The 11789-nt window shown below is 66.3% G+C and carries 13 protein-coding genes (1 of these 13 running past the window's edge); 7 read left to right on the plus strand and 6 right to left on the minus strand.

The window, feature by feature from the left end; all coding sequences use genetic code 11:
- Nucleotides 1–11: 11 nt before the first annotated feature.
- From ACYQ6W_RS12225 to ACYQ6W_RS12240, 4 genes are all read right to left on the minus strand, one after another.
- A complete protein-coding gene (locus ACYQ6W_RS12225) occupies nucleotides 12–419 on the minus strand; it encodes a DUF2000 family protein (protein ID WP_459675599.1) in 408 nt (135 codons plus the stop codon).
- Between the two features lie 32 nt (nucleotides 420–451).
- Entirely contained in the window at nucleotides 452–1243 is a 792-nt protein-coding gene (locus ACYQ6W_RS12230; RefSeq protein WP_459675600.1) for an AraC family transcriptional regulator, read from the minus strand.
- Between the two features lie 44 nt (nucleotides 1244–1287).
- On the minus strand, nucleotides 1288–2739 hold the full coding sequence (gene tldD, locus ACYQ6W_RS12235; RefSeq protein ID WP_459675601.1) for a metalloprotease TldD: 1452 nt from the start codon (nucleotides 2737–2739) through the stop codon (nucleotides 1288–1290).
- A gap of 155 nt (nucleotides 2740–2894) precedes the next feature.
- Nucleotides 2895–3158, minus strand: a complete 264-nt coding sequence (locus tag ACYQ6W_RS12240) for an usg protein (RefSeq protein ID WP_459675602.1) — start codon at nucleotides 3156–3158, stop codon at nucleotides 2895–2897.
- 312 nt (nucleotides 3159–3470) lie between these two features.
- Here ACYQ6W_RS12240 and groES point away from each other — a divergent pair, with 312 nt between their 5' ends.
- From groES to ACYQ6W_RS12255, 3 genes are all read left to right on the plus strand, one after another.
- Nucleotides 3471–3758 carry a co-chaperone GroES gene (groES, locus tag ACYQ6W_RS12245; RefSeq protein WP_459675603.1) on the plus strand — a complete coding sequence of 96 codons (288 nt, stop codon included), beginning with the start codon at nucleotides 3471–3473 and terminating at the stop codon, nucleotides 3756–3758.
- 75 nt (nucleotides 3759–3833) lie between these two features.
- A complete protein-coding gene (groL, locus tag ACYQ6W_RS12250) occupies nucleotides 3834–5480 on the plus strand; it encodes a chaperonin GroEL (protein ID WP_459675604.1) in 1647 nt (548 codons plus the stop codon).
- Nucleotides 5481–5754: 274 nt separating this feature from the next.
- Complete coding sequence (locus ACYQ6W_RS12255) at nucleotides 5755–5958, plus strand: cold-shock protein (protein WP_227309180.1); 204 nt, start codon at nucleotides 5755–5757, stop codon at nucleotides 5956–5958.
- A gap of 103 nt (nucleotides 5959–6061) precedes the next feature.
- Here ACYQ6W_RS12255 and ACYQ6W_RS12260 read toward each other — a convergent pair whose 3' ends face one another.
- Together ACYQ6W_RS12260 and rpsU are read right to left on the minus strand one after the other, a co-directional pair.
- Entirely contained in the window at nucleotides 6062–7117 is a 1056-nt protein-coding gene (locus ACYQ6W_RS12260; RefSeq protein WP_459675605.1) for a glycosyltransferase family 4 protein, read from the minus strand.
- 229 nt (nucleotides 7118–7346) lie between these two features.
- Entirely contained in the window at nucleotides 7347–7550 is a 204-nt protein-coding gene (rpsU, locus tag ACYQ6W_RS12265) for a 30S ribosomal protein S21 (protein ID WP_141459012.1), read from the minus strand.
- Nucleotides 7551–7692: 142 nt separating this feature from the next.
- On the opposite strand from rpsU, the gene def reads away from it, so the two are divergent.
- From def to clpB, 4 genes are all read left to right on the plus strand, one after another.
- Nucleotides 7693–8247 (plus strand): peptide deformylase, encoded by a 555-nt coding sequence (def, locus tag ACYQ6W_RS12270; RefSeq protein WP_459675606.1) that lies wholly within the window; start codon nucleotides 7693–7695, stop codon nucleotides 8245–8247.
- Nucleotides 8244–8897, plus strand: coding sequence for a COQ9 family protein (locus ACYQ6W_RS12275; RefSeq protein WP_459675607.1), 654 nt, complete (start codon nucleotides 8244–8246; stop codon nucleotides 8895–8897). Before def ends, ACYQ6W_RS12275 begins: the two co-directional genes overlap by 4 nt.
- A gap of 42 nt (nucleotides 8898–8939) precedes the next feature.
- Nucleotides 8940–9968, plus strand: coding sequence for a transglutaminase family protein (locus tag ACYQ6W_RS12280; RefSeq protein WP_459675608.1), 1029 nt, complete (start codon nucleotides 8940–8942; stop codon nucleotides 9966–9968).
- A 101-nt stretch (nucleotides 9969–10069) separates the two neighbouring features.
- Nucleotides 10070–11789 carry the 5' portion of an ATP-dependent chaperone ClpB gene (gene clpB, locus ACYQ6W_RS12285; RefSeq protein ID WP_459675609.1) on the plus strand. 866 nt of this gene lie beyond the right edge of the window, so 1720 of the gene's 2586 nt are visible here — the first part of the coding sequence; it begins with the start codon at nucleotides 10070–10072; the stop codon falls past the right edge of the window.

Genomic DNA, 11789 nt, shown 5'->3' on the forward strand with positions numbered 1-11789 from the left:
CGGCGTTACTTTCAGGGGTGGAAGGCGGCGCCCTTCGTCGCCTTGTCCACCTCGCGGCGCGGCCCGCGGAGCGCCAGCCCGACCAGATCGGGCGCATCCGCGGGCTCCGCCTTGAAGACGGCGCGGTTCGCCGCGTCGTGCCCGCTCTCGAACATGCCCCGAACATAGACTGCACGTTGCAGATCGCGCGTGATTGCCTGGGCGAAGGCGCGCTGTAGCACGGCGGCCGTCGCCGCATAGATCAGGATCGGCTGCACCAGCATGCGGCCATGGCCGCGCCCCGCCGCATCTTCATAGATTTCGCCGATCGCCTCCGGCGCCGCGGCCGCAATGCCGGTGGCCAGGAAGGCGGTGACGTTGAGCTTCTGCCATTGCGCGAGATCCTCCCGCACCAGAATGGCGACCTTTGTTTCGAACACGCCCATTCCCTCATTGGTGGAGGGGCGATGATTCAGCCGATCGCGGCGGCCTTGTCTGGAACGCCCGTGCAGAGCGCGCGATAGGCGCCGGGCGTGGTGCCGTAGGCCGCGCGGAAGCGGCGGCCGAGATGGCTCTGATCGGCGAAGCCGCATGCGGCCGCGACCTGCGCCGGAGCCTCCCCGGCGGCTAGGCGCCGGCGCGCGGCCAGCAGGCGAATCTGTAGAAGATAGGCATGGGGCGCCGTGCCATAGGCGGCGCGGAAGCTACGGGCGAGTTGGAAGCGATCGGCCGCACCCGATTCGCGCGCCAGAGCATCGGCGCCGATATCCTCGGTCAGCGCGGCATGGAGCCGGGCGCGGGCGCGGCGGGCGAGGGTGGGGGCTACCGCACCCTTCACCCGCGCCTGCCGCAGCAGATGTGGCCGCAGCCGTTCCAGCACATCGTCGAGCGCCGCATCCCGATGGAGCTGTTCGCCGGGGCTGCGCAGGGCGCCACAGGCGCGGCGGATGGCCCGCTCCAGCACAGCGTCGGCACAGAGGCTGGCCGGGAAACCGGGGTCCGCCTCCCGCGTGTCGCCCAGGCCCTGCTTCAGCCAGGCGCGAGGCAGATACAGCATCTGATAGGAGAAACCGCCCGGCGCGACGGCCTCGCCATCATGGGCTTCCTCGGGCTCGATCAGGATCACCTGGCCGGGTGTGCTGAAGCGCCGCGCCCCTCGGCAGAAGAATCCTTGAAGGCCGTGATCCGTGACACCCACCAGCCATTCGTCATGCCGATGCAGATCATAGGCGTGGCCGGAGAAGCGGGCGTGGATGGATTCCACCCCGCTCTGCCGGTCGCGCGCGAGCGCGACGCGGTCGGGCTGGTTCAGCGTGCGGTGCCGCCCACCGTGAGGCCGGCCATCTTGAGATGCGGCTGGCCGACACCCACCGGCACGCCCTGGCCCTGCTTGCCGCAGGTGCCGATACCGGGGTCGAGCGCCATGTCGTTGCCGATCATCGTGACCTTGGTCAGCGCATCCGGGCCGTTGCCGATGATGGTCGCCCCCTTTACCGGCGCGCCGATCTTCCCGTCCTCCACGAGATAGGCTTCGGAGGCCGAGAAGACGAACTTGCCGGAGGTGATGTCCACCTGGCCGCCGCCGAAGTTCACGGCATAAAGGCCGCGTTTCATGGAGCGGATCATCTCCTCGGGGCTGTGGCTGCCGCCGAGCATGATGGTGTTCGTCATGCGCGGCATCGGCGCATGGGCGTAGGACTGCCGCCGGCCATTGCCGGTGGCCCGCATCTTCATCAGGCGCGCATTCAGCCGGTCCTGGATATAGCCGGTGAGGATGCCGTCCTCGATCATCACGGTGCGGCTGGTGGGGGTGCCCTCGTCATCCACCGTCAGGCTGCCCCGCCGGTCCGGCAGCGTGCCGTCATCCACCACGGTGACGCCGGGGGAGGCGACGCGCTGGCCGAGCAGCCCGGCGAAGGCCGAGGTCTGCTTGCGGTTGAAATCGCCTTCCAGCCCGTGGCCGATCGCTTCATGCAGCAGGATGCCGGGCCAGCCGGAGCCAAGGACGACTTCCATCTCGCCGGCCGGTGCCGCGACGCTCTCCAGATTGAGAAGCGCTTGGCGCAGGGCCTCGCGCGCCGCCGCCTGCCAGGTGTCGCCGCTCATCAGCTGGGCATAGGAGAAGCGGCCGCCGGTGCCGAAGCTGCCGGTTTCGCGCCGCCCATTCTGTTCGACGACGACGGAGACGCCGAGCCGCACGAGCGGGCGGAGATCCGCCACGCGCTCGCCATCGGCGCGCAGGATCTGCACCGCCTGCCATTCCCCGGTGAGCGAGGCCATCACTTGCGTCACGCGCGGATCGAGGCTCCGCGCGAAGGCGTCGATCTCCGAAAGAACCGCGGCGCGGGCGCCGAATTCGGTGCTGCGGAGCGGATTATCGCCGCTGTAGAGGCGCTGATTGGTGCTGCGCGGCGGTTCGCCCGTCTCGCCGCCGTGGCCGGAGCAGACGGCGCGCACGCTTTCCGCCGCGCGGCCGAGGGCCGATTCCGAAATCTCACCGGCATGGGCATAGCCGGTGGCCTCGCCCGAGACGGCGCGGAGGCCGAAGCCGAGGGCGGTATCGGAGCTCGCGGTGCGGATGCGCCCGTCTTCCAGCGCCAGAGCCTCGCTCTCGCGATATTCGAGGAACAGCTCCCCGTCATCGGCGCCGGCGAGGCTCTCCCGCACCAGGCGGTCGGCGGCGCTACGGTCCAGCTGGCTGGTCGCTTGGCCGAAGAAGAGCGCGTCTGTCGTCTCGAGGGGCGTGGCGGAGGGCAGCATGAGCAGGAACCTTCGAAGAGGACGGTCCCGGATGGGACCCCGGCTGCCAGAGGTGGCCATGCCGGGCTACTATTGCACCACCTCCATCCCTCGGGCCGCAAGCACCCTCTCATGCGGCCACCGCGCGACAGGCGCGAGCGCGCGCGACCGCCCTGTCAGTGCAGGCTCAAGCTGTGATCGACATGTTGGAAGCGGGGCGGGGTGATGAGCGTGCCGGCCTGGGCGACGCGAACGGAGTGCAGCGGACCCTCGATTTCGCGTTTCCAGAAGTCGAGGAAGCGGCGGAGGGAGGGGTAATCCGGTGCCAGGTCCATCTCCTGCCAGATATAGGTCTGCAGGACGGTAGGGTGGTCGGGCAGGTGATAGAGGATCTCGGCGGTGGTCAAACGCCAGTCGCGCAAGGCAAGGCTGAGGCTCATTCTGTCATCCTGTCTCTGGGGGAGGAGTGGGTGGTGATGCCTTTCCGTGAGATGCTCCAGGAGCTGCTCTGCCCCCTTTGCTTGCAGAACGATGACAAAATCATCGCCATTGCTCAACAAAATTATGGAGTGATTTCAGGTCATTAGCACTCAACGGGCGAAAGTGCTGCCGAAATCGTTGACATCGGGCGAGCCTGTGTCTAGATCGCTGGCACTCTCAGGCAGAGAGTGCCAAACCGCGCTGGCCGGTGCCGCTACCTGGGCCGCCAGCGGGTTCAGGGCTTTCAACATAGCCATTCAGGAGCGATCCGAATGAAGTTCCGTCCCCTGCACGACCGCGTCGTTGTCCGCCGCCTCACGGCGGAGGAAAAGACCTCCGGCGGCATCATCATTCCCGATACCGCCAAGGAAAAGCCGATGGAAGGCGAGGTCGTGGCCGTGGGCCCCGGTGCCCGTAACGAGCAGGGCGCCGTCGTTGCCCTCGACGTGAAGGCTGGCGACCGCATCCTCTTCGGCAAGTGGTCCGGCACCGAGGTCAAGATCGATGGTGAAGAGCTCCTCATCATGAAGGAGTCCGACATCATGGGTATCGTCGCCTAACCAGCGCTCGGGCGGCCTTACGGGCGCCTCGGCGTAAACCGATCCTGTCTCTTTTCGTTAGAAGGACGTAATCACATGGCAGCGAAAGACGTTCGCTTCTCCACCGACGCCCGCGCCCGCCTGCTGCGCGGCGTGGACATCCTGGCCGACGCCGTGAAGGTGACGCTGGGCCCGAAGGGCCGCAATGTCGTCATCGACAAGAGCTTCGGCGCCCCGCGCATCACCAAGGACGGCGTGACGGTCGCGAAGGAAATCGAGCTGGCCGACAAGTTCGAGAACATGGGCGCCCAGATGGTGCGCGAAGTGGCCTCGAAGACCAACGACCTCGCCGGTGACGGCACCACCACCGCCACGGTTCTCGCCCAGGCGATCGTGCGCGAAGGCCTCAAGGCCGTCGCCGCCGGCATGAACCCGATGGATCTGAAGCGCGGCATCGACAAGGCCGTCGGCCTCGTCGTCGCGGAGCTGAAGACCCGCTCCAAGAAGATCAACTCTCCCTCCGAGACCGCTCAGGTCGGCACCATCTCCGCCAATGGCGAGGCCGATATCGGCCAGAAGATCTCCGAGGCGATGCAGAAGGTCGGCAACGAGGGTGTCATCACCGTCGAAGAGAGCAAGGGCATCGAGACCGAGCTCGACGTCGTCGAGGGCATGCAGTTCGACCGCGGCTACGTCTCTCCGTATTTCATCACGAACCCGGAGAAGATGATCGCCGACCTCGACAACCCGTACATCCTCATCCACGAGAAGAAGCTGTCCGGCCTGCAGCCGATGCTGCCGCTGCTCGAGTCCGTCGTGCAGTCCGGCAAGCCGCTGCTGATCATCGCGGAAGACGTGGAAGGTGAGGCGCTGGCGACCCTCGTGGTGAACAAGCTGCGTGGCGGCCTCAAGATCGCGGCGGTGAAGGCGCCGGGCTTCGGCGACCGCCGCAAGGCCATGCTGGAAGACATCGCGATCCTCACCGGTGGCCAGGTCATCAGCGAAGATCTCGGCATCAAGCTCGAGACCGTGACGCTGAACATGCTCGGCCGCGCCAAGAAGGTGCTGATCGAGAAGGAGAACACCACGATCGTCGAGGGTGTGGGCAACGCCGAGGACATCAAGGGCCGTTGCGCGCAGATCCGCGCTCAGATCGAAGAGACGACCTCCGACTACGACCGTGAGAAGCTGCAGGAGCGTCTTGCGAAGCTGGCCGGTGGCGTTGCGGTGATCCGCGTTGGCGGCTCGACTGAAGTCGAGGTGAAGGAGCGCAAGGATCGCGTCGACGACGCGCTGCATGCGACCCGCGCCGCGGTCGAGGAAGGCATTGTTCCGGGCGGTGGTGTGGCCCTGACCCGCGCCTCCAAGATCCTGGAAGGCGTGAAGGGGGACAACTCCGACCAGCAGTTCGGCATCGAGATCATCCGCAAGGCCATCCAGGCGCCGCTGCGCCAGATCGCCGAGAACGCGGGTGCCGATGGCGCCGTCATCGCTGGCAAGGTGCTGGAGAAGGACGAGTACACCTGGGGCTACGACGCGCAGAGCGGCGAGTTCAAGGACCTGGTGGCCGCGGGCATCATCGACCCCGCGAAGGTCGTGCGCACCGCGCTGCAGGATGCCTCCTCGGTGGCCGGCCTGCTGATCACCACCGAAGCCATGGTGGCCGAGAAGCCGGAGAAGAAGGCTCCGGCTCCGGGCGGCGACATGGGCGGCATGGGTGGCATGGGCGGCATGGACTTCTAAGAGCCGCAGAAGAGCGGGACGGGGCAGAAGGTCTTTCTCCCCGAACCGATCTTTTCGAAGTGTTCATCGGGAAAGGGGCAAGCACTGCTTGCCCCTTTTTCTATGGCCGGTGGGCCGGCCCATTCCGATTGACAACCCCTGCCGTTTTCTGCATGGCTAATACGCATTCAAATTCTGGCCTGCCTTGTTGCGCCTCTGTCTGGCGGCGTCGTCAAGTTTCCAAGGCCCGAGTGTTGCGGCGCGCGGTTTATTCGAGACGGAGATGAGTACAGCTATGGCGATCGGCACTGTGAAGTGGTTCAACACCACCAAGGGCTTTGGGTTCATCATGCCCCAGGATGGTGGCAAGGATGTTTTCGTCCACATCACGGCGGTGCAGGCCGCCGGCCTTCGCGGTCTCAATGAGGGCCAGAAGGTGAGCTACGAAGTCGCCATGGAGCGCGGCAAGGCGGCGGCCACCAACCTCAAGGCGATCTAATCCGTCGTTTCGGCCTCCAGGTGGAGGCAGTTACGAACCGTGCATGAAAAGGGGCGCGCCATCAGGCGCGCCCCTCTTTCGTTGTGGACTAGGTCCCGGCGGATCAGCCGACGATGCGCAAGCGGGGACGCCGCGCCATCGACAGATCCCGATAGATGGCGAGGTAGTCCTCGGCCATGCGGCGGGCGGTGAAGCGGCGCTCGAAGGTTGCCCGTACGGTCGCCCGGGAAATCTCCGGCAGACGCCGCAGAGCTGCGACGGCGCCCATCTCGTCTTCGACGATGAAGCCCGTCACGCCGTCGTCGATGATCTCAGGCACGGAACCGTGGTTGTAGGCGACGACCGGCGTGCCGCAGGCCATCGCCTCGATCATCACGAGGCCGAAGGGCTCCGGCCAATCGATGGGCATCAGTAGAGCATGCGCATTGCTGAGGAAGCCCGGCTTCTGGGCTTCGTTGATTTCACCGACGAGTTCAACGCCGCCTTCGGCGATCATCGGCTCGATGACAGTTTCGAAATATTCGGCATCGACCTTGTCGACCTTGGCCGCGATCTTCAGCGGAATGCCGGCCGCACGGGCGATGCGGATGGCGCGATCCGGCCGCTTCTCGGGGCAGATGCGGCCGAGGAAGGCGAGGTAGGAAGGCTGAGCGCCCGGCTGCGGCGTCAAAAGATCGGCCGGCAGGCCGTGCAGCACCGTGCCCACGTAGTTCGCTTCCTTGAGCGGACGACGCTGCGATTCCGAGATGGAAACGACGTTCATCGGCGGAAGTTCGGCGTAGACCGGGCGAAGTTCCGGGAGGTCGAGGCGCCCGTGCAGTGTCGTCACGTAAGGGATATGATGGCGCGCGAAGAGCGACGCCGGCCAATAGTCGAGATGGAAGTGCAGGACGTCGAACTCGTCCGCCCGCTGGCGCACCCGCTCGAGCAGCATGGCCAGAGGCGCCAGGCTGTCACGAATGGTGGGGTCTAGGCGCAGGGCCTGGGGCCACACCGCATCCAGCTCGGCGCGGGTCACGCTGTCGCCACTCGCGAACAGGGTCACATCGTGGCCGAGGTTGACCAGTTCCTCAGTGAGGTAAGAAACGACCCGCTCGGTGCCGCCGTAGAACTTCGGAGGCACTGCTTCGGCCAAAGGTGCGATTTGGGCAATCCGCATGCTCTCATCTCCTGCAATCGGCAGGCATCTGCCTTGTCGAAGCAACAGATAGGCGTGGTTTCTGGCCTTGCTGGGGCAAAACTCTGCCACAGTTGCCCCATTTGCCGCGGGGCACGACTAAGATGCGAGAATCACCGGGATTTTAGCTAAAATCACAACTCGGTGCGCCGCACAAAATAAAAAAACCCGCCGGTTAGGGCGGGTTTTTCGCAGTCTGACGTGACTCTTGTCAGAAGCCTTCACGCTCCAGGCGCTTGCGCTCCATCTTGCGCGCACGCCGCACGGCCTCGGCGGCCTCGCGCGCCCGGCGCTCGGACGGCTTCTCGAAATGGCGACGCAGCTTCATCTCGCGAAAGATCCCTTCGCGCTGCATCTTCTTCTTCAGCGCCTTCAGCGCCTGATCGACATTGTTGTCACGAACGAGAACCTGCACCTGGCCGCCTGCTCCATCTCATGGAATTGCTATAAAGGTCGGGATCGAAAAAGGGTAAAGGCATCCCGGATCAGGCGGGCGCTATATCATGATCGCCTGCCTGATCCAAATCCTTTCCGCCTCATTTTTGCCGGAGCTGCCATTGGCCATTCTCAAGATTGCGCGCATGGGCCATCCCGTCCTGCTGGGCCGCGCGGCACCTGTCGAGGACCCGGCGCATCCGGAGGTCCAGCGGCTGATCGACGACATGATCGAGACCATGCTGGATGCGGGGGGCGTTGGCCTTGCCGCTCCGCAAGTGCATGTTCCGCTTCGTCTTTTCGTCTTCCATCTACCGGCAGAGCGGAGCGGCGAGGCGGCGCTTCCGCCCCAGGCCGTCATCAATCCCGAGATTACGCCGCGGAGCGACGCCCGCCGGCTGGGATGGGAGGGCTGCCTGTCGATCCCCGGGCTCCGCGCCGCCGTTCCCCGCTTCGCGCAGATCACCTATACCGCGCGTGATCGCAACGGACAGGCCATCGAGCGCGACGTAGAGGGTCTGCATGCAGTGGTGGTACAGCATGAGACGGACCATCTGGACGGTATCCTCTATCCAATGCGGATGAGCGACTTCACGCTCATGGGCTTCAATGAGGAGTTGGCGCGGTTCACGCCGGCGCTGCCCGGCGAGGGCGAAGAGGCAGGGAGATCATCATGAGCGACCAGGTGGAGCCGCGGGTCGATGCCGAGACGGCGGAGACGATCGACCTTCTGCTGCCCTTCGTCGAGCGCTTCGGCTGGACCAAACGAGCGCTGACCGAGGCGCTGGCGGCGGCCGGCCGCGACGCCGGTGAAGCCGAGGTCCTATTCCCCAATGGCGCGGCGGAGATGCTGGACAGCTTCTTCACCGTCATGCTGGACCGCGCGGTGACGGCGGCGCAGCCTCAGATCGAAAGCGAGACACGCCTCTCCAAGAAGGTGCGTGCCGTGGTCGCCGCGCTGCTCGCCACGCTGGATCCACATAAGGAGGCGGTGCGCCGCGCTTTCGCCCACGGGCTGCTGCCACACCGGGCTGCAGCCTCCGCCCGCATCCTGTCGCATCTGGCCGACCGGGTCTGGGACGCGGCTGGGGACCAGTCTGAGGATGTCAGCTGGTACACCAAGCGGGCCAGCTTGGCGGCCATTTTGGTGCCAACCCTGCTCTACTGGCTGAACGACGTCGAGGCGGATCAGGCCGGTGCCCTCGCCTTCTTCGATCGCCGGCTGCAGGGGCTCGGGCGTGTCGGCCGGATACGCAGCCGCGTGCGGAGCACTTGCACCGGTATGATCGGCCCTCGTATGCGGCGGCCCGGCCAGAGAGCCGCGTGATCCGCCGGTCCACCTCCGCGCGCGGCAATTGAAGGAGCGGCCATGCCGCGCGTTCGCATCGTCCACACGACGGACTACACCTACGAAGTACCCGTCCGCCTGACGGAGCATCGCTTGATGATGCGCCCGCGGGACAGCCACGACCTTCGCCTACTGGATGCGACGCTCGGCATTCTGCCGGGGGGCGCCACCACGCGCTGGGCGCACGACGTCTTCGGGAATTCCATCTGCTATCTCGACTGGCCGGACATGCTGACGGACCGGCTCCAGATCGTCTCCACTCTCGATCTCGAGCATTTCCCCGGCCACGAGCGCCTGCCGATCGACCCGGTGGCGGAGATCTACCCCTTCCGCTACGCCGGGGACGAATATCCTGATCTCAGCCGCCTGATCGAGCCGCACTATCCTGATCCGGACCGGCAAATCGAGGCCTGGGCCCGGCGCTTCCTGCGGAAGTCGGGCCATACCCCGACGCAGGAATTGCTGATGGGGATGACCGAGGCAATCAAGGCCGACTTCGCCTACGAGGCGCGAGAGGCCAAGGGCACCCATGCGCCGCTGCAGACGCTGACCACGCGCCGCGGTGCCTGCCGGGACTTCGCCGTGCTGATGATGGAGGCGGCGCGGGCGCTGGGCTTCGCGGCGCGCTTCGTCTCCGGCTACCTCTATGACCCGGCCCTGGTGGACAGCGTCGATCCGATGATCGGCGGCGGGTCCACCCATGCCTGGTGCACCATCTACCTGCCGGGCGCGGGCTGGGTGGAATACGATCCCACCAACGGCCTCATCGCCGGGCGCAATCTGATCCGGGTCTGCACGGCCCGTGAGCCGCATCAAGCGACCCCGCTCTCCGGCGGCTATCTCGGCCGGCCGGAGGATTTTCTCTCAATGTCGGTCAATGTCGAGGTGATGGTGGGAGAGCCGCTGCCGGCGGACGAGGCGGGCTCGAACAGCCCAGAGCCGGCGCCGGCTCCCAAAGCACCCGCCGCAGCTCCGGAGAAGGTCCGAGCGGTGGAGCGCGCGGCCGTCACGGAGGTGCCTTTCGACGATCTCGACTTCACACCCTCTTGAGGTAGCGCAAAGCGCTTCCTACCTTCTTATCCGTAGAATGAGCCCGTCGCCTCGTGAGGGACGGGTTCTGCCAGTCGCCTTGAGAGAAAAGGGACATGCCTATGGATATTGAAAAATTCACCGAGCGGTCGCGCGGGTTCCTGCAGGCCGCTCAGACCATCGCCATCCGCGACTTTCACCAGCGGATCACCCCGGAGCATCTGCTGAAGGCGCTGCTGGACGACCCCGAGGGGGCGGCCTCCGGCCTCATTCGCGCCGCCGGCGGCGACCCGCAGGTGGCACAGCGCGCCGTCGACCTCGAGGTCTCGAAGAACCCGAAGGTTCAGGGCGGCGGTGCCGGCCAGCCGCAGATCACGCCGGACCTCGTGCGCGTTTTGGATGCCGCCCAGACAGCGGCGCAGCGTGCCGGGGATGACTATGTCGCGCAGGATCGGCTGCTCGTGGCGCTTGCGGCGAGCGATGGCCCGGCGGCGCGCGCGCTGCGTGAGGCCGGCGCTACCGCCCAGTCGCTCGACCGCGCCGTGACGGAGATGCGCAAGGGCCGCAAGGTCACCAGCCAGGCGGCCGAATCGACCTTCGATGCCCTGAAGAAATATGCCCGTGACGTGACCGAGCAGGCGCGGAGCGGCAAGCTCGACCCGGTGATCGGCCGGGACGAGGAGATTCGCCGCACCATCCAGGTTCTGGCGCGCCGCACCAAGAACAATCCGGTGCTGATCGGCGAGCCCGGTGTCGGCAAGACCGCGATCGTCGAAGGCCTCGCGGCGCGCATCGTCAATGGCGACGTGCCGGAGGCACTGAAGAACAAGAAGCTGCTCTCGCTCGACCTCGGCGCGATGGTGGCCGGTGCCAAGTTCCGCGGTGAGTTCGAGGAGCGGCTGAAGGCCGTGCTGCAGGAGATCGAGGCCGCGCAGGGCGAGGTCATCCTCTTCATCGACGAGATGCATACGCTGGTCGGCGCCGGCAAGGCCGATGGCGCGATGGACGCCTCGAACCTGATCAAGCCGGAGCTCGCGCGGGGGGCGCTGCACTGCATCGGCGCCACGACGCTCGACGAATACCGCAAGCATGTCGAGAAAGATGCGGCGCTGGCACGCCGGTTCCAGCCGGTCTTCGTGGGTGAGCCCTCGGTCGAGGACACGATCTCGATCCTGCGCGGCATCAAGGAGAAATACGAGCTGCATCACGGCGTGCGCATCACCGATGGCGCGCTGGTGGCGGCGGCCACCCTTTCCAACCGCTACATTGCCGACCGCTTCCTGCCCGACAAGGCGATCGACCTCGTGGACGAGGCGGCCAGCCGCCTGCGCATGCAGGTGGACAGCAAGCCCGAGGAGCTCGACGAGCTGGACCGCCGCCTGCTGCAGCTCAAGATCGAGCGCGAGGCGCTGAAGCGCGAGGAGGATGCCGCGTCTCGGGACCGGCTGGAGAAGCTCGAGCATGAGCTGGCCGAGCTGCAGGAGCGGTCGGATGCGCTGACCACCGCTTGGCGCAACGAGAAGGACCGGCTGCAGGACGCGCAGAAGCTGAAGGAGAAGCTCGACCAGGCACGGTCGGAGGTGGAGGTGGCTCAGCGCCGCGGCGACCTCGGCCGCGCGTCGGAGCTGCTCTATGGCGTCATCCCCCAGCTTGAGCGCGACATCGCGGAAAGCCAGGGCGGGGAGGGGCGTCTCGTCAACGAAGCGGTGACCGAGGAGCAGATCGCCTCCGTTGTCAGCCGCTGGACCGGCGTACCGATGGAGCGGATGCTGGAAGGCGAGCGCGCCAAGCTGCTGCGGATGGAGGATGAGCTGCGCCACCGCGTGGTGGGGCAGGAGGATG

The sequence above is a fragment of the Acidisoma sp. 7E03 genome, assembly GCF_054665075.1.